Genomic DNA, 23,927 nt, shown 5'->3' on the forward strand with positions numbered 1-23,927 from the left:
GGAGCCGGCATGACCGCACCCGATCTCAGGCTTCACCTCGTCACGCTCGGCGTGTCCGATCTCTCGCGCGCCGCCGCCTTCTATCGGGCGCTCGGGCTCGAGGAGAGCAAGGCGGGAGAAGGGGAAGCCGGCAACGTCGTCTTCTTCCGCGCGGGCAATGTGGTGCTCAGCCTCTTTCCGCGCGGGCGCCTCGCGGAGGATGCGATGCTGCCCGATGCCCCGCCGCAGCCTTTCGCCGGCCTCACGCTCGCCTGCAACGTCGGCTCGCCGGACGAGGCTGAAGCCCTGATCGCGCGGGCGGAGGCGGCGGGCGGGCGCGTGGTCAAGCCGGCGCAAAAGGTATTCTGGGGCGGGACGAGCGGCTATTTCGCCGACCCCGACGGGCATCTGTGGGAAGTCGCCCACAATCCCTTCTTCCCGTTCGATGCCGAAGGCCGACTGGTGCTGCCCGGTGGGTGAGCGCTCAGGACGCGGCGCGGCGATCGCTGCCGTAGGCCCGCAGGAACACGCGCACGGCGCCCCGCACCGATTTCTCCACCGCCGCCGGATCGGGCGCGTTCGGTGCGCCGACAAGCACGGGAATGGTCACGCCATCCTTGCAGAGGGTGAGGAACTGGCTCGCCGCCTGATCCACGTCCTCGATGTCGAGCAGCCCTTGCTCCACCTTGGCCTTCAGAAAGACGGCGAGGCGGGAGATGCCGGCGCAGGGGCCCGCCTCGAAGAAGCGGCGGCCCACATCGGGAAACTTTCCGGAAATGGAAATGACCGTCCGCAGCAGCGCGATGCTGCTCGGCCGGAGGATGGCGGTGACGAAGGACCGGCCGATCTTGGTCAACGCCGCCTCGATATCCTCCTCGTCGGGATCCACGACGAACATGCGCTCGGCGGTCTCGCCGCACTCGTTGGAGACAAGCTCGGCGAACAGGTCGTCCTTGTTCTCGAAATAGACGTAGAGCGTGCCTTTGGAGACCCCGGCCGCGCGGGCGATGTCGCCCATGCTGGCGGCATCGAAGCCGCGATCAAAGAACACTTCCCGGGCGCCGGCGAGAATCTGGCTGCGCTTCTCGGGGTCCTGCCCCGCCCCTGTCCCCGCTTCGTGGGCATCGCACGGGCCGCACTCCTCCCCGCCCGCCACCTGTCGTGGCTTGAGTGCGATATCGCCTTCGCTGTCCGTCATCCCGCGGGTCTCTTCCTTAGGCCTTCGTTCTCGGCGATCGCACATCCCGGGCGCAAGCGCATTGACGATGATGGCGTCCCTTGCACGGCCGGCATGGCAATGATGCCACACATCGAACGGGGTAAAGACGCCTGCCGAGCGCACGTTTGACTGAACCGTTCAGTTCTCTATTGCATCGCCCCAAGCGGTGCGCTATGTCAATACTCATCGAACCAAACCGTTCGGTCATCGCCCGGTGCCGCAACCCGGGCGCTGATTGAACCGAGGGAGGAGAGCAACGCCCCCGCTCTCCTCCCTTCCCTTCCCAAGCGGACAGGGGTTCGGTCATAGCCAGGTGCCGCAACCCTGGTGCTGGCCGATGTAGAGGGAGGAGAGCAACGCCCCCGCTCTCCTCCCTCTGTTTCCTTTGGCACTCCCCAGAGCCGCGAAGGTCGATCGCCCCAGCCACGCCAGAAGGCGGGCCGAGCACGCGACATTCTGCCTCATCCCCTTGGCGGTAGCGCCACAGCCCCCATTTTCCCGCTCACCGGTCCGGGCCCCTCTGGCGCAGGTCTTCTGCGTGATGTCGGATCAGGCGTGATTTGCGCGCTCCATCCAGAGGCCCCATGGTTCCCTCCGCATCGTCGAGACCGGCAGCAGCATGACTGACCGAGCCCCCCGGACACGGCGGCGCGCGCTGTTCATGGTCAACACGCGCGCCCGCAGCGGCACCCTGCCGCTTGATGGTGTGCGTGCCGTGCTCGAAACCGGCTTCGATCTTCTCGAAGCCCCCTTGCCGCCAGCTGGTGACGTGTCCGACGCGCTGCGCGCCCGTGCGGATGAGGTGGATCTCGTCATCCTCGGCGGCGGCGACGGAACGCTTAATGCGGCCGCCTCGGGCCTCTACGACACCCAGCTCCCCCTCGGGGTGCTGCCGCTCGGCACGGCCAACGACTTCGCCCGCACCCTCTCCATCCCCACAGATCCGCTGGCGGCGGCGCGGGTCATCCTGGACCATCCGCCCCGCTTCATTGATCTCGGCGAGGTCAACGGCCATCCCTTCCTCAACGTGGCGAGCATCGGCTTTTCCGCGGATCTCGCCCGCGCGCTCACGCGGGAGGCCAAGCGCTATTTCGGCGTGGTCGGCTACGGCATCGTCGCCGCCCGCCTGCTGATGCAGTCGCGCCTGTTCACGGCCTATATCGAGCACGACGGAACCGCCGAGGCCGTGCGCACCCTGCAGGTCTCGGTGGGCAACGGCCGCCACTACGGCGGCGGCATGACGGTGGAAGCGAGCGCCACCGCCGACGACGGCCAGCTCGATTTCTACAGCCTCGAAGTCGACCACTGGTGGCGGCTGCTGGCGCTTCTGCCCTCGCTCCGCGCCGGCACGCAGGGGCAGTGGGATGACGTGCGCGCCTTCCGCACGAAAAAGGTCGTGGTGCGCACCAGCCGCCCCCGGCCGGTGAACACCGACGGCGAGCTTGTCACCTACACGCCCGCGCATTTCCGCATCCGTCCGGCCGCCATCCGCGTCCACGCCCCGCCGCAGTCCGCGCCCCTTCCCGGCGGCGCCCAGAATTCCTCGCAACCCCTCGCTGAAGGCACCCCCTAGATGGACTACCTCCTCCAACTCGCAGCCGATCCCGCCGCGTGGGTCGCCCTGGTGACGCTGGTGGCCATGGAAGTCGTGCTCGGCATCGACAACCTGATCTTCATCTCCATCCTCACCAACAAGCTGCCGGAGCAATACCGCAGCAAGGCACGACGCATCGGCATCGGCCTCGCGCTCATCATGCGCCTCGCCTTGCTCGGCACCATCGCCATCATCGTGCGGCTGACGGCGCCCGTCTTCGAGGTGTTCGGCCATGGCTTCTCATGGCGCGACCTCATCCTCATCGCGGGCGGCCTGTTCCTTGTGTGGAAGGCGACCACCGAGATCCATCACAACGTGGACCCGCAGACCCATGCGGAGGACGTGAAGGACAGCAGGGTCACCATCGGCTTCACCGCGGCCATCGTGCAGATCCTGATGCTCGATATCGTGTTCTCCATCGACAGCATCATCACCGCCGTGGGCATGACCGAGCACATCCCCATCATGGTCATCGCCGTGATCGCGGCAGTGACCTGCATGTTGTTCGCCGCAGACCCGCTGGCCCGCTTCATCGAGGCCAACCCCACCGTGGTGATGCTGGCGCTGGGCTTTCTCATCATGATCGGCATGACGCTGATCGCCGAAGGGTTCGGCGCCCACGTGCCCAAGGGCTATGTCTACGCTGCCATGGGCTTCTCGACGGCCATCGAGGGACTCAACATGCTGGTCCGCCGCCGCCGGGCGGCGGGCGCTGGGCATTAGCCGGCAAGGCCCCATCGAGACGCCATCCGGTCGCGCCGCCGCATTCCAACGGGCCGTGGGCATGGGTATGCTCGCGGCGCGGGCGGATTGGCTCGCGACTCATTGGGGCGCGGCGCGCATCCCGCCACCCCGCAGCCTGTGGCCGAGGTCGAGAATGGCTCATTTTTCCGCGTCCCGTTTCGCCGGCGCGCTGGTGCCGGCACTGGTGCTGATCGCGTTCGCCGCACCGGCGCGCGCGCAGGCCTGCCTCGAGCAGATCGTTTCGGTCCAGGCCGCCCTCAAGGAACGCCTGCCTCACCCGAAGAAGCCGCCGGAGCAGGAGCAGTCCATCGCGGCGCAGACCGACCAGCAGCCGACGCCTGGATCGCTGGCCGCGGCAGGGGTGACGCAGCCGGAGTCCGGCGCCCTCGGCGCGCTCAACCAGGCCATCAACCTGCAGGCGGCAGGCGACGAGGCCGGCTGCCTGAAGGCCCTCGCCGAAGCCAAACGCCTCGGCGGCCTCAACTGAGGCCGGACCGGCTCAGAGCCGGTCGCGCAGGGCGTAGTAGCTGAGGCCCGCCATCATCAGCGGGGTGCGCAGCAGGGTGCCGCCGGGGAAGGGCGGCACCGGCAGGCGTCCGAGCAGATCGAAGCGCGCGAGCTGGCCGTCCACCGCCTCGGCGAGGATCTTTCCGAACAACGGCGCCAGCGCCACACCCTGCCCGCTGTAGCCGGCCGAGACCAGCACACGGGGTGACAGGCGGCGCACGAAGGGCAGGCGCGTCATGGTGATGGCCAGCACGCCGCCCCAGGCGTAGTCGATGCGGGCCTCGCCGAGCTGCGGGAAGATGCGCAGCATGAAGGGCCGCACGAAGTCCGCCACGTCCGGCCGTAGCCCGCGGCGATAGCTCTCGCCGCCGCCGAACAGCAGCCGGCCGTCGGCGGAGAGGCGGAAATAGTTGATGACGAAGCGGCTGTCCGCCACCGCGGCGTCGTTGGCGATGATCTCGTGCGCCAGGTCCCCGAGCGGCTCGGTCGCGGCGATATAGTTGCAGATGGGCATGACGTGGGCGTCCACCCGCCGGTCGAGCCCGTCCATCAGGCCGTTGCCGCATTCGAGCAGGAAGTCGGCAACGACGGTGCCACCGCCGTCCGTGGTGACGGTCACGGAGCCCTCATCGCTGATCTTCACCGCCCGCGTGCCCTCGTGGATCTCGACCCCGGCGGCAATGGCGGCAGAGCCGAGGCCGAGCGCGAAATTGAGCGGGTGCAGATGGCCCGCGCCCTTGTCCAGCAGTCCGCCATAATAAGCCGAGGTGCCGACCAGCGCCCGGATCTCGTCGCGGGAGAGCGGCACCAGCGCATCGTAGCCATAGTCCGCGGCCAGCGAGCGGGCATAATCGTAGCTGTCCGGGACGAAACGCGCCTTGTGGTCGGCGAGGATCAGGCCATCGCGCAGGTCACAGGGAATATTGTGGCGGGCGATGAGGCTGCGGACCAGCGCCTTGCCCTCCTCCGCAAGGTTCCACAGCTTGCGGGCATCCTCACGCCCCACCGCCTTTTCCAGAAAATCCTGGCCGCGGCGCTGGCCGCTGTGGAGCTGGCCCCCGTTGCGCCCGGAGGCGCCGGAGCCCACCCGCGCGGCCTCCAGCACCACCACCTTGTGCCCCGCCTCGGCGAGATGCAGGGCCGCCGACAGTCCCGTGTAGCCGGCGCCGATGATGCAGACGTCGGCCCGCACCGCGCCCTTCAGCGGCGAGAAGGCGGGGAATGCGGTCGCCGTCGCCGTGTACCAGGAGCGGGCATGGCCGGCCGGATTGAGCGGGGCGGCGACCCGGTGCATGGCGCTTTCCTTCTTCTTGTTCTCTTTATGCACCGGTCGGCCTCACACGTTGAGCAGAAGGTACTCCCGCTCCCAGGGCGAAATCACCCGCATGAAGGTTTCAAACTCGGCCTGCTTCACCGCGGCATAAGCGGAGACGAAGCGCTCGCCCAGCACCTCGGCGAGAGGTTCATTGTCCTGAAACGCCGCAACCGCCTCCAGGAGCCCGCGCGGAAGGTCGAAATCGAGATTTTTCGCGTCGCCGTCGATGGGATCCGTGGCGCGCAGGTTCTCGGTCAGGCCGAGATAGCCGCAGGCGAGGGACGCCGCGATGGCGAGATAGGGATTGGCGTCGGACGACGGCACCCGGTTCTCCAGCCGCCGCGCCTCGGGGGTCGAGGGCGGCACGCGGAGGCCGGCGGTGCGGTTGTCGTAGCCCCATTGCAGATTGATGGGCGCCATGGAATCGCGCGTCAGCCGGCGATAGGAATTCACGTAGGGCGCCATGATGCACATGACCGCCGGCAGGTACTTCTGGTGGCCGGCGATGAAGGAGAAGAACTCCGGCGTCGGGTCGCCGTCCTCGTCGGAGAACAGGTTGCGTCCGGTTTCGGTGTTGATGACCGACTGGTGGATGTGCATGGCGCTGCCCGGCTCGTTGGCGATGGGCTTGGCCATGAACGTCGCATAGATCTTGTGAGCGAGCGCCGCCTCGCGGATCGTGCGCTTGAACAGGAAAACCTGGTCCGCCAGCACGAGCGGGTCGCCATGGCGCAGGTTGATCTCCATCTGCGCGGCGCCGTCCTCGTGGATCAGCGTGTCGATCTCCAGCCCCTGGGCCTCGGAATAGTCGTAGATGTCCTCGAACAGTGCATCGAACTCGTTCACCGCCTGGATGGAATAGGACTGGCGGCCGATCTCCGGCCGGCCGGACCGCCCAACCGGGGGCTTCAGGGGATAATCGGGATCGGTGTTGGGCTCGACCAGATAGAACTCGATCTCCGGTGCCACCACCGGCTTCCAGCCCTTCTTCTCGTAGAGCGAGATCACGTGCCTAAGCACCTGGCGGGGGGCAAGCTCCACCGGGCGGCCATCGCGGTGATAGGCGTCGTGGATGACCTGGGCGGTCGGATCCTGCGCCCACGGCACTGAGCACAGGGTGGCAAGGTCAGGCTCGAGCACGAGGTCGCTGTCGGCGATGACCGAATCGACCAGCCCTTCATAGTCGGGATACTCACCGGAGATGGTCTGGAAGAAGACCGACAGCGGCAGGTTCATCACGGGCGAGGAAAAGAACTTGGAAGCCGGCATGATCTTGCCGCGGGCCACGCCGGCGAGATCGGGAACGGTGCATTCGATCTCGGTGATGCCGCGGCTGGCCATCCAGGCCTTGGCTTCCGTCAGTGATGTCACACCCCGCGGGGCCGTTGCCTGAGCCTTTTGCGCACCCTTGCTGCGTTTCGCCATGATGTCCTCGGGCGTGAACCGTTCACGCCCAAGCAGGGAACACCTCCGTCGACGTCAGTGTCAACGCGACGCCGTGCCGGCAACGCTCACGTTCGGGAAAGATGCGATCGAGGACGTGTCCCGGTGCGGGACAAGGATGCTGGGAAACCGGAGAACAGCCATCGAACGAATCACGATCGAATCGCCGCGCCCGCCGCGTTCCCGCTTCTCCCCCTACGAGATGTAGCCCCTTGGGCCAGGAGGTAGCGGATTCGGTGCTGGCTCAGCGGGGGACGTTCACCGGCACCGTGCTTGCCTTCGCCTCGGTTTCCAGCGAGGTGGCCTCCAGCAGCGCGGTCCCGATCATCGTGGCCACCGACACCCGGAACGGGGCCATCAGGCGGGTGCCGGCGATGGGGACCAGCCAGACGTAGATATCCTTGTTTTCCGCCATGTACTTGACCGTATAGCGGGTGGGCCGGTGGCCGGCGACCGGCTGGTAGCGAACGGAGCACACGACGGCCGAGCCGGCATATCCAGGCACCTTCACCGTCTCGGTGCGCTGGTAGGAGAGGACGAGGTCGTAGCGCTGGCGCCCGTCGAACACGGGGACCGAGCGGGCGCAGGCCGCGGCGGACAACATGTCGCCGGTTCCGGGCACGTAGACGAAGGCGCCGCTCATGGGGTCGAGGATGTTCTGCAGCACCGACTGCTCGATGGGAACGCGGTCGGCGGCCGGCTTGAACGGCGGCTCCACCTCCATCTCCTTCACCGCCCCGGACGCCATGGCGAGACGCGCCGTCTCCGCCTTGCCGTCGGCTTCGGCGTTCAGCGCATAGACCTTGGGCACCAGCTTGCCGCCCGAGATGGTCCCCCGCGCCGCGGCGACGCCCTTGCCGGACGAGACCGCGCGCAGCACGCCGGTGACGCGGGCCGAGCCGGAAATCTCATAAGCCTGCTCGCCGGCCTCTACCGTGATGGACCCCCGCCCGAGTTCCACGCCCCCCACGGTCAGCACATATTTGGCATTGAGCTTCCCGTCCGCGCGTGCAGGCTCGGCGAGCGCAGTCAGGCCGGTGGCCGTCAGGACGGCCACGAGGGCACCACCGGCGCGGCGCCGGGAACGGGACGAAAGAGCTGTCATCGGGGTCGTCGTCATTGCAAAGTCCGGATGGAGATGTCCGGGGGGCCGGCGGACCCGTGTCCCAGAGGCATGCACAGGGAAGGCGGCTGAACTGTGGCCCGGCACGCGACCGGCCATCGCCCCCGTGAGACGACCCTCCGGCCGGCAATGCCGGAAACCGCCCCCCAATGCCGCGCGAATCCGCATGGGTCATTGACTTTACGGCGGTTTGTCACGATCTTTCCAGCCTACCCTCAGAGGCGGGTTGCGCAGACGACGGCAAGGACCGGCGCCGCGGCCTGTTTACCCTAGGGGTATCGTGTTGATTGCCAAGGAGCTGAAGCCATTCGCCGCCCTATGAGACCCGTCGCGCCGGAGAAGGATGGACCGCGCGTCAATGAGGAAATCCGCATCCGCGAAGTCCAGCTGATCGACCAGGACGGTCAGAACCGCGGGGTGGTAGCGATCCGCGATGCGCTCGCCCTGGCGCAGGAAGCCGGGCTCGACCTCGTCGAGATCTCCCCCAACTCCGCGCCGCCCGTCTGCAAGATTCTCGACTACGGCCGCTTCAAGTACCAGAATCAGAAGAAGGCCAGCGAGGCGCGCAAGAAGCAGAAGGTGGTCGAGGTCAAGGAGATCAAGCTCCGCCCCGGCATCGACGATCACGACTACGACGTGAAAATGCGGTCGATGCAGCGCTTCTTCGAGGATGGCGACAAGGTGAAGGTCACCCTGCGTTTCCGCGGGCGCGAGATGGCGCACCAGGACATCGGCTACAAGCTGCTGCAGAAGCTCAAGGAAGACGTTTCGACCATCGCCAAGGTCGAGGCCGAGCCCATGCTTGAAGGCCGGCAGATGATCATGATCCTCGCCCCGCGCTGACGCGGGCCCTTTCGCGAGGGTTCCCGCTGACGCGGGCTCTGGGGCGGCATAAAGAAAAAGCCCGGCGCAGCGCGCCGGGCTTTTCTCGTTTCTGAGCCGCCGAGCCTCTCTGGCTCGCCGATTCGCAGCCGTCGGGCCTGAAAGCGCGGCAGCCGATGCGGCCGCGCCATTGTCCTTACGGACAGGGGTGCTGGTACCCGTCGTAGCCGGTGTAGGTGCCGGTCGCCAGGTTGTACGAGCGGAACCGCGACATGCAGTAGGCCACCGCATCGTTGGTGTAGACCGTGTCCGCATTGGCCGCCGCCACGGCACCGAGGGCGACGCCGCTGGCGACGCCGAGCGCGATCCATGCGCCGGTATTGTTGTAGTAGCCCCAACCCCAGCCGGGACGATACCAGCCCCAGCCCGGACGCCACGGCCCCGGACCCCACGCGCCCGGCGGCGGGCGCCAGCCCGGATGACCCCAGCCCGGACCGCCGGGACCCCAACCGGGACGCCCGGGACCCCAGCCTGGACGGCCCGGCCCCCATCCACCGGCATAGGCGGGGCGACCCACGTAGCCGGGACGACCCACATAGCCGGGACGGCCGACATAGCCCGGACGACCCACATAGCCGGGGCGACCCACGTAGCCCGGACGGCCGGCGTAACCGGGACGACCCACGTAACCTGGGCGCCCGGCATAGCCGACACGGCCGACGCCGACGGCCCCCACACGCGGCCCGCCCATGCGCACCCCACCCATGCGGGGACCACCGCCGCCGCGCCAGGCCACTTGTTCCACGGCGCCGACATTGGCCACCGCGGGATTGGCAAGGCCGAGACGCAGCGCTTGAGCATTCGCGACGGGAACCGAAAGCGAAAGCATGCCGCCAGTGACAGCCGCCACGGCAAACAATGCCACCCTTCTTGTGCCGAACATGATCTTCACTCCCTCAACACTTTCTATCTTCAGCGGTCTTTGTGTCGAATGTTTCGCGGACGTAGCGGAACTTGCGGCTGGAAAGCGGCGAACTGGTGCATTTGTTCCGGTCGGGTGGGGCCGGCGATCACGCGTGCGTGACAGGGGGCATCCTTGCGTCACCCCGGGGCGTTGACCGGGCCTAACAAGGAGTTCGGTATGCCCCATCTGTTGCGCAAGACCTTCCGGCGGATCACCGTCGGCCTCACCTCCGCGGCCATCGTCGTCTCCAGCGTCGGTGTGGCTGCCGTGGCGACGGCTCCGGCCGCGTCTGCTCAGGCATTGCGAGCCGGTGCCGCATCCATGAACGTCCAGGCCGCCGCACCGGAGGAGGTGCAGGCCCGGCATGGCGGCCCCAAGCGTGGCCCTGTCGTCCGTGGACCGGGGCGCGGTCCCGGACACGCGGTGCGCGGACCCGTTCGTGGTCCCGGCTATGGCCGCCCCGGCTACGGTCGACCCGGCTGGCATGGTCCGCGCCCCGGCTATCACGCCCGCTGGGGACGGCCCTATTGGCGGAACGGCGGGTGGTACTATCGCAACGACAACGGCGCATGGATCGCGGCCGGAATCGCCGGTCTCGCCATCGGCGCGGCTGCGGGAGCCGCGGCAGCCAATGCCGGAAGCAACGATGCAGTGTCCTACTGCGCCCAGCGATTCCGCTCCTATAACCCCGCCACCGGCACGTACACCGGCTACGACGGGCTGCAGCACCCCTGCCCCTGAGGCGGTTTACGTGTAAGAGATAGAAAGGTCGCCGCCTCGCGCGGCGGCCTTTTTTCGTGGCCGTGCCGCCGTCCCGCGCGCCCTGCCTGCGCCGCGTCGGCCCCGCGGCACTTGCCTTTATCGTCACGCTCCTGTAACGACTGCCGCCTTCGAGCCGGCCGGCGATTAAGGGCTGCCGCGCTGGCTCATACCGCTCAACAGCAACAAGAGGCTGAGCGTCCACCGCCCTCGCGGGCGAGGACCCATGCCACGGAGAGCCAAATGCCCAAGATGAAGACCAAGTCGGGAGCGAAGAAACGCTTCCGCCTGACGGGTACGGGAAAAGTGATCGCGGGTCAGGCCGGCAAGCGCCATGGCATGATCAAGCGGACCAACAACCAGATCCGCAACCAGCGCGGCACGACCATCCTCGCCGAGTGCGACGGACGGGTCATCCGCAAGTCGTTCCTGCCGAACGGCTGACGCCACCGCGATCTGAAGGAGCTTTTCCATGGCCCGCGTGAAACGTGGCGTTACCTCACACGCCAAGCACAAGAAGGTCTACAAAGCCGCAAAGGGCTTTTACGGCCGCCGCAAGAATACGATCCGCGCTGCGAAGTCGGCCGTCGAACGGTCGATGCAGTATGCCTACCGCGATCGCAAGGTGAAGAAGCGCAACTTCCGTGCGCTCTGGATCCAGCGTATCAACGCCGGCGTGCGCGCGCTCGATCTCGATCTGACCTATTCGCGATTTATCGATGGTCTCGGCAAGGCCGGGATCGAGGTCGATCGCAAGGTGCTCTCGGATATCGCCATCCACGAGCCCGACGCGTTCAAGGCCCTGGTGGAGAAGGCCAAGGCGGCTCTCGCCTGATCGGCGACAGCGCAGCGCTTCTCCTCCCGTCTTTCCGAGACCTTCAAGAGCCCCGTGCGGATCATCCGTCCGGGGCTTTTGCCATTGGGCGCGGCCCGTCTATAAGCGGCGCGACCCGACGCCGGCCCCTCCGCCGGCCATTTCGTTTTCCGGGATAGGCCCATGTCCGCGACACCATCCGCCACCGATCCGAGCGCCCTCGAAGACCTTCAGGAGAGCCTCTCCGCCGCCATCCTGCGCGCGCAGGACGAGGCCGGCCTTGAAGAGATCCGCATCGCGGCCCTCGGCAAGAAGGGATCGGTCTCCGAGCTGCTGAAGTCGCTGGGCGGCATGAGCCCGGACGAGCGCAAGGTGATGGGGCCGGCCATCAACGGCCTGCGTGATGCGGTGCAGGGCCTTCTCGCCCACCGCCGCGCCGCTCTGAAGAATGCAGCGCTGGAGGCCCGCCTCGCCACCGAAAAGGTGGACGTGACCCTGCCCGTGCGCGAGGCCGCCGCCGAGACCGGCCGCGTCCATCCCATCGCGCAGGTGATGGAGGAACTGACCGCCATCTTCGCCGACATGGGCTTCTCGGTGGCGGAAGGGCCGGACATCGAGGACGACTTCCACAACTTCACCGCGCTGAACTTCCCCGCCGGCCATCCGGCGCGCGAGATGCACGACACCTTCTTCCTGCCCCCCGGCGCGGATGGCCAGCGCAAGGTGCTGCGCACCCACACCTCGCCCGTGCAGGTGCGCACCATGCAGGCCCAGAAGCCGCCCATCCGCGTCATCTGCCCCGGCCGCACCTATCGCTGCGATTCGGACCAGACCCACACGCCCATGTTCCATCAGGTGGAAGGCCTGGTGATCGACAAGTCGGCGCACCTCGGCCACCTCAAGTGGATCCTGGAGGAGTTCTGCAAGTCCTTCTTCGAGGTGGAGGGCGTGAAGATGCGCTTCCGCCCGTCCTTCTTCCCCTTCACCGAGCCCTCGATGGAAGTGGACATCCAGTGCGACCGCTCCCGCCCCGGCGAAATCCGCTTCGGCGAGGGCAATGACTGGCTGGAAATCCTCGGCTGCGGGATGGTGCACCCCAACGTGCTGCGCAACTGCGGCATCGACCCGGACGAGTACCAGGGCTTCGCCTGGGGCATGGGCATCGATCGCATTGCCATGCTCAAGTACGGCATGAGCGACCTCAGGGCCTTCTTCGAGGCCGACGTGCGCTGGCTCTCCCACTACGGCTTCCGCCCGCTGGACTTCCCGACGCTGGCCGGCGGCCTGAGCGCGTAAGGAGCAGGACCCATGAAATTCACCTACTCCTGGCTCAAGGATCACCTCGAGCCCACCGCCTCCTTCGACCAGATCGTCGAGCGCCTCTCCCTCATCGGCCTCGAGGTCGAGGGCATTGAGGACAAGGCCAAGCAGCTTGCCCCCTTCGTGGTGGGCGAGGTGCTGACCGCCGAGAAGCATCCCAACGCGGACAAGCTGCGCGTCTGCACCGTCTCCATCGGGAAAGGCGACCCCATCCAGGTGGTGTGCGGCGCGCCCAATGCGCGGGCGGGGTTAAAAACCGTCTTCGCCGCGCCCGGCACGGTCATCCCCACCTCGGGGCTGGAACTGAAGATCGGCAAGATCCGCGACGTGGAAAGCCGCGGCATGCTCTGCTCGGCCCGCGAGATGGGGCTTTCCGAGGAGCATGACGGCATCCTGGAGCTGCCGGAAGACGCCCCCGTTGGCGCGCCGTTCGCGGACGTGCTCGGCCTCAATGACCCGGTGATCGAGATCGCCGTGACGCCCAACCGCGCCGACTGCCTCGGCGTCTCCGGCGTCGCCCGCGACCTCGCCGCGGCCGGCCTCGGCGAGCTGATGGCGCCGCGCGTGAAGCCGGTGGAGGGCGCCTTCCCTGCCCCGCTGACGGTGACGCTGGAGTTCGGCGAGACCTCGCCACTCTGCCCCGCCTTCGCGCTGCGCGTGGTGAAGGGCGTGAAGAACGGCCCCTCCCCCCAGTGGCTGCAGGATCGCCTGCGCGCCATCGGCCTGCGCCCCATCAACGCGTTGGTGGACGTCACCAATTTCATGACGTTCGACCGCAACCGCCCGCTCCACGTCTTCGACCTGAAGAAGGTGAGCGGCCATCTCGTGGTGCGCCGGGCCAAGGGCGGCGAGACGCTGCTGGCGCTCGACGGCAAGACCTACACGCTCGACGAGAGCATGTGCGTGATCGCCGACGACAGGGGCGTGGAGAGCCTCGCCGGCATCATGGGCGGCGAAGACTCCGGCTGCGACGAGGGCACCACCGACGTGGTGATCGAATCGGCCCTGTGGGACGCCATCAACATCGCCCAGACCGGCCGCAGGCTCGGCATCAATTCCGATGCCCGCTTCCGCTTCGAGCGCGGCGTCGATCCGGCCTTCACGGTGCCGGGCCTCGACCTCGCCACCCATCTCATCCTTGAGCTGTGCGGCGGCGAGCCGTCGGAGATGGTGCTGGCCGGTGCCATCCCCGACACCACCCGCACCATCGCCTTCCCCCTCACGGAAGTGAAGCGGCTGACCGGGCTGGAAGCTTCCGAGGATGAGATTCGCGGCGTGCTGGAAAAGCTCGGCTTCGCCGTATCCGGCACTGCGCCGGTGCTTGAGGTGGTCCCGCCGTCCTGGCGCGGCGACATCGAGGGCAAGGCGGACCTCGTGGAAGAGGTGGTGCGCATCCTCGGCCTGGAGCGCGTGCCGTCCACCGAGCTGCCGCGCGGCGCGGATGCGCGCAAGGCCGTGCTCACCACCCTCCAGCTGAGGAGCCGCAAGGCGCGCCGGTCGCTGGCGGCGCGCGGCATGGTGGAAGCGGTCACCTGGTCCTTCGTGTCGAAGGAGGCCGCAAAGCTGTTCGGCGGCGGCGCGGATGCCCTCGCTCTGTCCAACCCCATCGCCTCCGACCTCTCCGACATGCGCCCGAGCCTCCTGCCCGGCCTCATCAAGGCGGCAGGCGCCAATGCGGCGCGTGGGGCGGGCGACGTGGCCCTGTTCGAGGTGGGCCAGATCTTCCTCGGCGACGGCCCCGGCGACCAGCGCCAGGCCGCCTCCGGCATCCGTCGCGGCACGGCCAAGCCCGCAGGCGGCGGCCGCCACTGGGCGGGCAATGCGGCGGCGGTGGATGCCTTCGACGCCAAGGCGGACGCGCTCGCGGCGCTGGCCGCCTGCGGGGCGCCGGTGGCGAATCTGCAGGTCACCACCGATGCCCCCGGCTGGTACCACCCCGGCCGCTCCGGCACGCTGCGCCTCGGCTCCAATACCATGGCCCATTTCGGCGAGATTCATCCCGCCGTGCTGGAAGCGCTGGACGTGACGGGGCCGCTGGTTGCCTTCGAGATCGTGCTCGACAAGATCCCGGAGCCCAAGGCCAAGGCCACGCGGGTGAAGCCGAATCTCGACCTCTCGCCCTTCCAGGCGGTGAAGCGCGACTTCGCCTTCCTCGTGGGCCGGGACGTTGCCGCCGCCGACATCCTCAAGGCAGCGCAGGGCGCCGACAAGAAGCTCGTCACCGGCGTCGGCGTCTTCGACCTCTACGAGGGCAAGGGAATCGATCCCGACAAGAAGTCGGTGGCCGTGGAGGTCACGCTCCAGCCGCGCGAGCGCACGCTCACCGACAAGGAGATCGAGGAGGTCGCCGGCCGCATCGTCGCGGAAGTGGCGAAGAAGACGGGCGCAACGCTGCGCGCCTGACGAGAAGCGCCGGCGGCGCGTGTTGTCCCCATGCTCTGGATTGACGCGCGCCGCCGCTGCCCCTATAAGCCGAGCCCGAACTCAGGCGGCTGCGGCGGCCGGAGCCCAGCCCTCATTTCCGCTTGATCCTCATGGATCGGGTCGCGAGCCGGGCAGCAGCGAACCATCGCCGTCGCAGCGCCGCTGCTGGGGTCCGAACCGCAAGGCGGCCTCAAGACATCTGGAGATTTGACCGTGAAGCGCACCTATCAACCCAGCAAGCTCGTGCGCAAGCGCCGCCACGGCTTCCGTGCGCGCATGGAGACCCGCAACGGCCGCAAGATCATTGCCGCCCGCCGCGCCCACGGCCGCAAGCGCCTGTCCGCCTGAGGGTGGACCCTCGCGGAGCTGCCCGACTTCGGGAGCCGTCCAACGTGGAACGCCCGTCGGATACCAATCCGGATCGTCTCCGTCGGCTGGACCGTCTCAAGAAACGCCGTGATTTTCTCGCTGCGGCCAAGGCCGAGCGTGCCGGCGTCGCCTCCTTCCTCATGCAGGGCCGCGATCGCGGTGATGGGGAAGATGTGCGGGTCGGCTTCACGGTGACCAAGAAGACCGGCAATTCCGTCATGCGGAACCGCATCCGCCGCCGCCTCCGAGAGGCGGTGCAGCGGGTGCTGCCGGAGGCCGGACGACCCGGCTTTGATTACGTGCTGGTGGCTCGCGAGGCCGCGCTGCGCACCCCCTTCGACAATCTCGTGTCCGAGATGGAGCGCGCCGTGCGCAAGCTGCACGCGCCGAAAGCTCCCAAGGACGCCTCCCCTAAAGACAAGGCGCGGCCCCGGCAGGGTGCGCCGCGAGTCTTAAAAGAGTCGCTGCCGGCGTCTAAGGACGCCGCACGCTCCGCCGGCGCTGCCGGCTCGAACACTCCCGATTTGACGATGCCGCCGACGGAGACCCTCCGGCATGAGTGATAACCGCAACATGTTCATCGCCATCGGTCTGTCGATGGCGATCCTCATCGGCTGGCAGTTCTTCTTCGGCATCCCGCAGGCGGAAAAGCAGCGGCAGGCCGCCGAGCAGCAGCGAATCGAGCAGGCTGCCCAGCAGCAGGCGCAGTCGCAGTCGGGCACAAGCCCGGCACCGGGCGCCGCTCCGGGCACCACGCCCGCCGGCCTGCCCCAGACGGGCGCGCCGAATGCCGGCCGGGCGCTCACCCGCGCCGAGGCGATCGCCGCCTCCCCCCGCGCGCCCATCGCCACCCAGCGCCTCAGCGGCTCCATCTCGCTGCGCGGCGCCCGCGCGGACGACCTGCTGCTGACCGAGTATCATGAGACGGTGGACCCCAAGAGCCCGAACATCGTGCTCCTGTCTCCGTCCGGCGGTCCCAATCCCTTCTATGCGGAATTCGGCTGGACCTCGGCCGCCGGCGCCGGCGTCGCCGTGCCTGGCCCCGATACCCTGTGGACCGCGCAGCCCGGCGCAACCCTGACCGAGAAGACCCCCCTCGTCCTCACCTGGGACAACGGGCAGGGCCTGACCTTCCGCCGCACCTTCAGCATCGACGACCATTACATGTTCGCGGTGAAGGATGAGGTGGAGAACAAGGGCTCCGCCGCCGCCACCCTCTATCCCTACGCCCTGGTCTCGCGGCATGGCGTGCCGCACGTGGCCGGCTTCTACATCCTGCATGAGGGCCTGATCGGCGTCCTCGGCGACAACGGCCTGCAAGAAGTCACCTACGCCAAGATGGACAAGGAGAAGCCGCTGACGTTCGCCTCCACCGGCGGCTGGCTCGGCATCACCGACAAGTACTGGGCGGCGACCGTCATTCCCGACCAGAGCGTGAAGGTGGACGCCAAGTTCTCCTCGGCCATGATCAACGGCCAGCAGACCTTCCAGACCGACTATCTCGCCCAGCCCCTCACGGTGGAGCCGGGCGCGAAGATCGCCTCCTCCGGCCAGCTCTTCGCGGGCGCCAAGGTGGTCCAGGTGGTGGACGGCTATGCCGAGACCTACAAGATCGACCGCTTCGACCGGCTGATCGACTGGGGCTGGTTCTACTTCATCACCAAGCCGCTGTTCCTGGTCATCGACTGGATCTATCGCGTCGTCGGCAATTTCGGCGTCGCCATCCTGGTGGTGACGGTGCTGCTGAAGGGCATCTTCTTCCCGCTGGCCAACAAGTCCTACGCCTCAATGGCCAAGATGAAGGCGGTGCAGCCGGAACTCACCTCCATCCGCGAACGCTACGCCGACGACAAGGTGAAGCAGCAGCAGGCGATGATGGAGCTGTACAAGAAGGAGAAGATCAATCCGGTGGCGGGGTGCCTGCCCATCCTGATCCAGATCCCGGTGTTCTTCGCCCTCTACAAGGTGCTGTTCGTGACCATCGAGATGCGGCATGCGCCCTTCTTCGGCTGGATTCGCGACCTCTCGGCACCCGACCCGACCACCGTGTTCAACCTGTTCGGCCTGATCCCCTGGGATCCGGGCTCCGTGCCGGTCATCGGCAGCTATCTCCTGCTCGGCGCCTGGCCGCTCATCATGGGCGTGACCATGTGGGTGCAGATGAAGCTGAACCCGGCCCCGCCGGACCCGACCCAGCAGATGATCTTCAACTGGATGCCCATCATCTTCACCTTCATGCTGGCGCACTTCGCCGCCGGCCTGGTGATCTACTGGGCCTGGAACAACACGCTCTCCGTCACCCAGCAGGCCGTCATCATGCGGCGCAACGGGGTGAAAATCGAGCTGTGGGACAACATCAAGGGCGCCCTCGGCCTCGGCAAGAAACAGGCGGCGAAGGGTTAACCGCACCGCCGTTTTGAACGGGATCGAAACGCCGCGCTCCTCCGAGCGCGGCGTTTCTGTTTTAATGCCATATGTGACCATATTGACACGTGACTATATTGGAACATAATGCGCCCATGGATGACATCTTCGCCGCCCTGTCCAACCCCGTCCGGCGAACGGTGCTCGATCTGCTGCGGGAGCAGGACGGCCGCACGCTTGGTGAGTTGGAGCAGGCACTGAAGCCACACACCACCCTGACGCGTTTCGGCGTGATGAAACACCTCAAGGTGCTGGAGGAAGCGCACCTTCTCGTTACCCGGAAAGTGGGCCGCGAGAAGCACCACTATCTCAACCCGGCTCCCATCCAGCTCGTCGCCGACCGCTGGATCTCCCGTTATGCCGCGCCGCATGTGGCGGCGATGGCCGGCCTGAAGCTTCTTCTGGAGACCAATCCAATGAGTCGCACCCCGCCGAAGCACATCTACGAGCTGTTTATCAAAGCGACGCCCCAAGCCCTTTGGGACGTGCTGACCGACGATGCCAAGACCCCGCTTTATGAGCACTTCAACATGACCAGCCGGACCGAATGGCGGCCCGGCGGCGCGCGGAGCTATTACATGGGCGATCGGCAGGTCATCGCTTGCACCATCCTGGAAATGGAGCCGCCGCATCGGCTTGTCATGTCCTTCCACGCCCGGTGGGCGCCGGACGTAGCGGCGGATCGGCCTTCGCGGGTCACATGGGAGATCGCGCCGATCGGCACCGATGCGTGCAAGCTGACGCTCATCCACGACGATTTCGACGGAGAGACCGCGACCTCCAAGGCCGTGGTTCACGGGTGGCCGGAAGGCTTGTCCCGGCTCAAGACCCTCGTCGAGACGGGCGTGCCCTTCCAGATGGCCGCGCCGGCTGCCTGACGGACCGCAAACGCATCAAAAAGGATCTGGAGCGTCTCCCCGAGTCTATGAAACCGGGAGACCCTCTAGACGCGAGCCTCCGGTAGGTAGCAGCGACCGCCCTCGCCGCCCGGCATCTGCGGCAGGAAGGCCGCACCTTCGCGCTCGAGAAAGTCCATCAGCGCCTGTCCGGCCGGCAGCAGGCGCTTGTCGCGGGCGCGCACCGCCAGCCACTGGCGCACCACCGGCAGCCCCTCCACCTCCAGCACCCGCAGCCGGCCGTCCGCCACCTCGGCGGCGACGGTGTGGGCGGAGATGAATGCGAGGCCAAGCCCGGCCATCACCGACTGCTTGATGGTCTCGTTGGAGCCGATTTCCATGGCGATGGGCGGGTTGGGCGACCCCGCCTCCTCGAACACCCGTTCCATGAGGATGCGCGTGCCCGAGCCCGGCTCGCGCACCAGAAGCGATTCGCGGGCGAGATCGGCCGGGGTGATTCTCTTGCGCCGCTTGAACAGGGGATGGTCCACGGGTGCCACGATGATGTGCGGATGATCGCCGATCAGCCGCGTCTCAGCCTCCAGCGCCGGCGGCGGACGGCCCATGATGGCCACGTCGAAATCAAGGCTCACAATGCCCCGGATGATGTCCTCGCGGTTGCCGATGATGAGTTTCAGCTCGATTTCCGGCCGCCGCCGGCGAAAGGCGGCGAGCGCCATGGGGGCGAAATATTTGGCGGTGGAGACCACCCCCACCACCACCGATCCCCGCTCCGGGCTCTTCAACGCCGCGATGGCCCGTTCCGCCTCCGACAGGGCCCGGGCAATGCGCTCCTGTGCGGATAAAAGCTCCTGTCCAGCGGCGGTCGGTCGCAGCCGTCCGTCCACGCGCTCGAACACCGGGACACCGATGTCCTCCTCCAGCGCCTTCATCTGCGCGGTGACGGCGGGCGGGCTCAAACCCATGTCCTGCGCGGCTTTGGCATAGGACCCGGAGGCTGCGGCGAGGGCCACGAGGCGGAGCTGGCGGAGCGTCCAATGGGGTGCCACTTCAGATTTCCTGAATGCCTAATTCATATCATTTAAATTTACCTGAAATCGGCACGGGGGCAAGGTCACCTCAACAAACAGGAGGGCCGCCATCATGGGTGCCGACGCCGCCATCGGGCAGATCAAGGACGCCAAGAAGAGGTACGCCGCAGGCGTGCTGAAGTATGCGCAGATGGGCTATTGGGATGGCGACTACCAGCCCAAGGACACCGACGTCCTCGCCCTGTTCCGCGTCACCCCCCAGGACGGCGTGGACCCCATCGAGGCCGCCGCGGCCGTCGCCGGCGAAAGCTCCACCGCCACCTGGACCGTGGTGTGGACCGACCGCCTCACCGCCGCCGACATGTACCGTGCCAAGGCTTACAAGGTGGAGCCGGTGCCGGGCCAGCCGGGGCAGTATTTCTGCTGGGTCGCCTACGACCTCGACCTGTTCGAGGAAGGCTCCATCGCCAACCTCACCGCCTCGATCATCGGCAACGTCTTCTCCTTCAAGCCGCTTAAGGCCTGCCGTCTGGAGGACATGCGCCTCCCCGTCGCCTATGTGAAGACGTTCCGCGGCCCGCCCACCGGCATCGTCGTGGAGCGCGAGCGCCTCGACAAGTTCGGCCGCCCGCTGCTGGGCGCCACCACCAAGCCGAAGCTGGGACTTTCTGGCAAGAATTACGGCCGCGTGGTCTATGAAGCCCTCAAGGGCGGCCTCGATTTCGTGAAGGACGACGAGAACATCAACTCGCAGCCCTTCATGCACTGGCGCGACCGCTTCCTCTACTGCATGGAAGCCGTCAACAAGGCGCAGGCCGAGACGGGCGAGGTCAAGGGGCACTACCTCAACATCACCGCCGGCACCATGGAGGAGATGTACCGCCGCGCCGAGTTCGCCAAGGAGCTGGGCTCCGTGGTGGTGATGGTGGACCTCATCGTGGGCTGGACGGCCATCCAGTCCATCTCCCACTGGTGCCGCGAGAACGACATGATCCTGCACATGCACCGTGCGGGCCATGGCACCTACACGCGCCAGAAGGGCCACGGCATTTCGTTCCGCGTCATCGCCAAGTGGCTGCGCCTGGCCGGCGTCGACCATCTCCACACCGGCACCGCGGTGGGCAAGCTGGAAGGCGACCCCATGACCGTGCAGGGCTACTACAACGTCTGCCGCGAGATGGTGACGAAGACCGACTACCCGCGCGGCATCTTCTTCGATCAGGACTGGGCGGGCCTGCGCAAGGTCATGCCGGTGGCCTCGGGCGGCATCCACGCCGGCCAGATGCACCAGCTCATCGACCTGTTCGGCGAGGACGTGGTGCTTCAGTTCGGCGGCGGCACCATCGGCCATCCGGACGGCATCCAGGCCGGCGCGATCGCCAACCGCGTCGCCCTCGAGACCATGATCCTCGCCCGCAACGAGGGCCGGGACATCAAGAACGAGGGCCCGGAAATCCTGATCGAGGCCGCCAAGTGGTGCCAGCCGCTGCGCGCCGCCCTCGATACCTGGGGCGAGGTGACCTTCAACTACGCCTCCACCGACACGTCCGACTTCGTGCCCACCGCATCCGTCGCCTGAGGAGAAGAGACATGCGCATCACCCAAGGCACCTTCTCCTTCCTGCCCGACCTCACGGCGGCCCAGGTCAAGGCCCAGATCCAGTATGCGCTGGAGCAGAACTGGGCCGTCTCGGTCGAGTACACGGACGATCCCCATCCGCGGAACACCTATTGGGAGATGTGGGGCCTGCCCATGTTCGACCTGCGCGACGCCGCGGGCGTCTATGGCGAGGTCGAGGCCTGCCGCGCCGCCCATCCGGGCAAGTATGTGCGGGTCAACGCCTTCGACTCCACCCGCGGGTGGGAGACGATCCGCCTGTCCTTCATCGTGCAGCGCCCGGCGAAGGAAGACGGCTTCCGCCTCGACCGCACCGAAGGCCCGGGCCGCACCCAGCGCTATTCGCTTCAGAACCGGGCCTACGCGGCCGGGTGATCTGACCAACCGTCTCGAGCTTCACCAGCGCGGCCGTTCCCACCGCGCCACTTAACGCCGAGGTTCGATCATGCTCGATGTCGCCACATCCGCACCGTCCGCCGCGTTGCCGGCTGAGGCTGCCGAGGGCAGGCTCGACCTCGGCGCTCTCTTCACCGAGAGCGAAGTCCCCGAATTCCTCGCCGAACTGGACGAGGGCCTGATCGGGCTCAAGCCCGTCAAGCGGCGCATCCGCGAGATCGCCGCCCACCTCGTCATCGGCCGGGCCCGCGAAAAGCTGGGCCTCACCTCCGGTGCGCCGACGCTGCACATGGCGTTCACCGGCAATCCCGGCACCGGCAAGACCACCGTCGCCCTCAAGATGGCGCAGATTCTCCACCGCCTCGGATATGTGCGGCGGGGTCATCTTGTCTCGGTGACGCGGGATGATCTTGTGGGTCAATATATCGGCCACACGGCACCGAAGACCAAAGAGATTCTTAAGAAGGCCATGGGCGGGGTCCTGTTCATAGACGAGGCTTATTATCTGTACCGGCCCGAGAACGAGCGGGATTACGGTCAGGAAGCCATCGAGATTCTGCTCCAGGTGATGGAAAACCAGCGGGACGATCTCGTGGTGATCCTCGCGGGCTACAAGGACCGCATGGATCGCTTCTTCGAGAGCAACCCCGGCTTCCGTTCGCGCATCGCCCACCACATCGACTTCCCCGACTATGAGGACGCCGAGCTGGTGGAAATCGCCAAGACCATGGCAGCCGATGCGGACTATGCCTTCAGCCCGGAGGCTGAGATCGCGATCGAGGAATATGTGGCCAAGCGCCGGCTCCAGCCGAACTTCGCCAACGCGCGCTCCATCCGCAATGCCCTCGACCGCATGCGGCTGCGCCAGTCGCTGCGTCTGTTCGAGACCGGCGGCCTCACCGACCGCGCCGCGCTCGCCACCATTACCGAAGGGGATGTCCGCGCCAGCCGGGTGTTTGCCGGCGGCATCGACGCCCCGAACTACAAGCCCCAGGTGGAATAGTCCGCCGCGGGACCGAAGAGACGACCAAGAATAAAACCTGTGACGGCCCGCTGAACGGGCCGCGCGGAGGAGCCCTCAGGGAGACCTGCCATGTTGGAGCCGAACGCAGACCATCGGGCCGCAGCTGCCCAGGCTGCAGGTGTCGCAGCCTCGCGTATCACGCTCACCGTCATGCTCGACGAGTGGGCGGGTGCGGATGCCCGCCGTCGCGCCGTCGCGGATACCGTCTGCGCCCTCGCCACAGGATGCGCGGCGCTGGCCGCCGCCATCGCCGAGGGGCCGCTCGCCGGTGACCTCGCCCGCACCCTCTCTTCCGGCGAAGCCGGCGAGGGCCAGAAGGCGCTCGACGTCATCTCCAACGACATCGTCATCGGCGCGCTGAAGGCGGCGCCGGTCGCCGCGGTGGCGTCCGAGGAGAACGACGCGCCGGTCCTGCTCGATGCCACGGCGCCCTTGCTGGTCGCCATCGACCCGCTGGACGGCTCGTCCAACATCGACACCGACATCTCGGTCGGCACCATCTTCGCCGTCTTCCCCCGTCCCGAAGGCGCCGACGCGTCCGCGCCCTCGGCCTTCCTGCAGAACGGGCGGGACATGCTGGCCGCCGGCTACGTGGTCTACGGCCCCCACACCGCCATGATGCTGACGCTCGGCGCCGGCACCTGGCACTTCGCCCTCGACCGCGCCGGCCTCTTCCGCCTGGTGAATGCCGAGGTGAAGGTGAAGGAGGGCGCGGCCGAGTTCGCCATCAACATGTCCAACTACCACCACTGGGACGTGCCGGTGCGCGACTATGTGGACGACTGCCTCGCCGGCAAGAAGGGCCCGCGGGAGCGCGACTTCAATATGCGCTGGGTGGCCTCCATGGTGGCGGACGCGCATCGCATCTTCCAGCGTGGCGGCATCTATCTCTATCCGGGCGACAGCCGGAAGGGCTACAGCCAAGGCCGCCTGCGGCTGCTCTACGAGGCCTTCCCGGTCGCCTTCCTGATGGAGCAGGCGAGCGGTTCGGCCACCGACGGCCGGGGCGCGATCCTCGACCTCGACGCCACCGCCCTGCACCAGCGCGTGCCGTTCATCTTCGGCTCCCGCGACGAGGTGGCCCGGGTCTCCCGCTATCACCTGGAGCCGAACGGCCACGGCGAGCGCTCGCCCCTGTTCGCGCGGCGCGGCCTGTTCATCTGACCCGCGCCCCCTGATCTC

Annotated in this window: 24 protein-coding genes; 18 read left to right on the forward strand and 6 right to left on the reverse strand. The window is 67.4% G+C overall.

Annotated features, from left to right (window positions below):
* The first annotated feature begins 9 nt into the window (after positions 1–9).
* Positions 10–459, forward strand: coding sequence for a VOC family protein (locus ACT535_RS07595; protein WP_476363887.1), 450 nt, complete (start codon positions 10–12; stop codon positions 457–459).
* A 4-nt stretch (positions 460–463) separates the two neighbouring features.
* On the opposite strand, the gene ACT535_RS07600 is transcribed toward ACT535_RS07595, so the two are convergent.
* Entirely contained in the window at positions 464–1,177 is a 714-nt protein-coding gene (locus ACT535_RS07600; protein WP_168459943.1) for a TetR/AcrR family transcriptional regulator, read from the reverse strand.
* Positions 1,178–1,817: 640 nt separating this feature from the next.
* On the opposite strand from ACT535_RS07600, the gene ACT535_RS07605 reads away from it, so the two are divergent.
* The 3 genes from ACT535_RS07605 (at position 1,818) to ACT535_RS07615 (ending at position 4,023) form a co-directional block, all read left to right on the forward strand.
* Positions 1,818–2,771: a lipid kinase gene (locus ACT535_RS07605; protein ID WP_168459944.1), complete on the forward strand. Its 954-nt coding sequence runs from the start codon at positions 1,818–1,820 to the stop codon at positions 2,769–2,771.
* Positions 2,772–3,515, forward strand: a complete 744-nt coding sequence (locus ACT535_RS07610; RefSeq protein ID WP_476363888.1) for a TerC family protein — start codon at positions 2,772–2,774, stop codon at positions 3,513–3,515. It abuts the gene before it with no gap.
* A 154-nt stretch (positions 3,516–3,669) separates the two neighbouring features.
* Positions 3,670–4,023, forward strand: a complete 354-nt coding sequence (locus ACT535_RS07615; protein WP_168459946.1) for a hypothetical protein — start codon at positions 3,670–3,672, stop codon at positions 4,021–4,023.
* A gap of 12 nt (positions 4,024–4,035) precedes the next feature.
* On the opposite strand, the gene ACT535_RS07620 is transcribed toward ACT535_RS07615, so the two are convergent.
* The 3 genes from ACT535_RS07620 to ACT535_RS07630 form a co-directional block, all read right to left on the reverse strand.
* Positions 4,036–5,337 carry an NAD(P)/FAD-dependent oxidoreductase gene (locus ACT535_RS07620; protein ID WP_476364008.1) on the reverse strand — a complete coding sequence of 434 codons (1,302 nt, stop codon included), beginning with the start codon at positions 5,335–5,337 and terminating at the stop codon, positions 4,036–4,038.
* Between the two features lie 42 nt (positions 5,338–5,379).
* Positions 5,380–6,783, reverse strand: coding sequence for a glutamine synthetase family protein (locus ACT535_RS07625; protein WP_168459948.1), 1,404 nt, complete (start codon positions 6,781–6,783; stop codon positions 5,380–5,382).
* Positions 6,784–7,045: 262 nt separating this feature from the next.
* Positions 7,046–7,858 carry a DUF3108 domain-containing protein gene (locus ACT535_RS07630; RefSeq protein ID WP_476363889.1) on the reverse strand — a complete coding sequence of 271 codons (813 nt, stop codon included), beginning with the start codon at positions 7,856–7,858 and terminating at the stop codon, positions 7,046–7,048.
* Positions 7,859–8,242: 384 nt separating this feature from the next.
* Between ACT535_RS07630 and infC the strand changes: the two genes are divergently transcribed.
* Positions 8,243–8,767, forward strand: coding sequence for a translation initiation factor IF-3 (gene infC, locus ACT535_RS07635; protein WP_476324168.1), 525 nt, complete (start codon positions 8,243–8,245; stop codon positions 8,765–8,767).
* A 175-nt stretch (positions 8,768–8,942) separates the two neighbouring features.
* Here the strand turns inward: infC and ACT535_RS07640 are convergent, their stop codons facing one another.
* Positions 8,943–9,689 carry a BA14K family protein gene (locus tag ACT535_RS07640; protein WP_476363890.1) on the reverse strand — a complete coding sequence of 249 codons (747 nt, stop codon included), beginning with the start codon at positions 9,687–9,689 and terminating at the stop codon, positions 8,943–8,945.
* 198 nt (positions 9,690–9,887) lie between these two features.
* Between ACT535_RS07640 and ACT535_RS07645 the strand changes: the two genes are divergently transcribed.
* From ACT535_RS07645 to ACT535_RS07685, 9 genes are all read left to right on the forward strand, one after another.
* Positions 9,888–10,451, forward strand: coding sequence for a BA14K family protein (locus tag ACT535_RS07645; protein ID WP_476363891.1), 564 nt, complete (start codon positions 9,888–9,890; stop codon positions 10,449–10,451).
* A 261-nt stretch (positions 10,452–10,712) separates the two neighbouring features.
* Positions 10,713–10,913, forward strand: coding sequence for a 50S ribosomal protein L35 (rpmI, locus tag ACT535_RS07650; RefSeq protein ID WP_121622521.1), 201 nt, complete (start codon positions 10,713–10,715; stop codon positions 10,911–10,913).
* A gap of 28 nt (positions 10,914–10,941) precedes the next feature.
* Positions 10,942–11,304 carry a 50S ribosomal protein L20 gene (rplT, locus tag ACT535_RS07655; RefSeq protein ID WP_168459952.1) on the forward strand — a complete coding sequence of 121 codons (363 nt, stop codon included), beginning with the start codon at positions 10,942–10,944 and terminating at the stop codon, positions 11,302–11,304.
* 162 nt (positions 11,305–11,466) lie between these two features.
* Positions 11,467–12,579 carry a phenylalanine--tRNA ligase subunit alpha gene (gene pheS / locus ACT535_RS07660; RefSeq protein WP_476363892.1) on the forward strand — a complete coding sequence of 371 codons (1,113 nt, stop codon included), beginning with the start codon at positions 11,467–11,469 and terminating at the stop codon, positions 12,577–12,579.
* Positions 12,580–12,591: 12 nt separating this feature from the next.
* Positions 12,592–15,006 carry a phenylalanine--tRNA ligase subunit beta gene (gene pheT / locus ACT535_RS07665; protein ID WP_476363893.1) on the forward strand — a complete coding sequence of 805 codons (2,415 nt, stop codon included), beginning with the start codon at positions 12,592–12,594 and terminating at the stop codon, positions 15,004–15,006.
* A gap of 234 nt (positions 15,007–15,240) precedes the next feature.
* Positions 15,241–15,375: a 50S ribosomal protein L34 gene (gene rpmH, locus ACT535_RS07670; RefSeq protein ID WP_024280417.1), complete on the forward strand. Its 135-nt coding sequence runs from the start codon at positions 15,241–15,243 to the stop codon at positions 15,373–15,375.
* Between the two features lie 44 nt (positions 15,376–15,419).
* Positions 15,420–15,959: a ribonuclease P protein component gene (gene rnpA, locus ACT535_RS07675; RefSeq protein ID WP_476363894.1), complete on the forward strand. Its 540-nt coding sequence runs from the start codon at positions 15,420–15,422 to the stop codon at positions 15,957–15,959.
* Positions 15,952–17,799: a membrane protein insertase YidC gene (gene yidC, locus ACT535_RS07680; protein ID WP_476363895.1), complete on the forward strand. Its 1,848-nt coding sequence runs from the start codon at positions 15,952–15,954 to the stop codon at positions 17,797–17,799. The genes rnpA and yidC overlap by 8 nt, the downstream gene beginning before the upstream one ends.
* A 116-nt stretch (positions 17,800–17,915) precedes the next feature.
* Entirely contained in the window at positions 17,916–18,698 is a 783-nt protein-coding gene (locus ACT535_RS07685) for an ArsR/SmtB family transcription factor (RefSeq protein WP_476363896.1), read from the forward strand.
* A gap of 65 nt (positions 18,699–18,763) precedes the next feature.
* Here ACT535_RS07685 and ACT535_RS07690 read toward each other — a convergent pair whose 3' ends face one another.
* On the reverse strand, positions 18,764–19,726 hold the full coding sequence (locus ACT535_RS07690; RefSeq protein WP_476363897.1) for a LysR family transcriptional regulator: 963 nt from the start codon (positions 19,724–19,726) through the stop codon (positions 18,764–18,766).
* Between the two features lie 94 nt (positions 19,727–19,820).
* On the opposite strand from ACT535_RS07690, the gene ACT535_RS07695 reads away from it, so the two are divergent.
* From ACT535_RS07695 to ACT535_RS07710, 4 genes are all read left to right on the forward strand, one after another.
* Positions 19,821–21,287, forward strand: coding sequence for a form I ribulose bisphosphate carboxylase large subunit (locus tag ACT535_RS07695; RefSeq protein WP_168459957.1), 1,467 nt, complete (start codon positions 19,821–19,823; stop codon positions 21,285–21,287).
* 11 nt (positions 21,288–21,298) lie between these two features.
* Positions 21,299–21,700 (forward strand): ribulose bisphosphate carboxylase small subunit, encoded by a 402-nt coding sequence (locus tag ACT535_RS07700; protein ID WP_168459958.1) that lies wholly within the window; start codon positions 21,299–21,301, stop codon positions 21,698–21,700.
* 70 nt (positions 21,701–21,770) lie between these two features.
* Positions 21,771–22,724 (forward strand): CbbX protein, encoded by a 954-nt coding sequence (gene cbbX, locus ACT535_RS07705; RefSeq protein WP_168459959.1) that lies wholly within the window; start codon positions 21,771–21,773, stop codon positions 22,722–22,724.
* Positions 22,725–22,814: 90 nt separating this feature from the next.
* The gene (locus ACT535_RS07710) at positions 22,815–23,909 is read left to right on the forward strand and encodes a class 1 fructose-bisphosphatase (RefSeq protein ID WP_168459960.1); all 1,095 of its coding nucleotides are present in this window, start codon (positions 22,815–22,817) and stop codon (positions 23,907–23,909) included.
* Positions 23,910–23,927 lie beyond the last annotated feature (18 nt).

The organism is Xanthobacter sp. DMC12 (genome assembly GCF_056314105.1).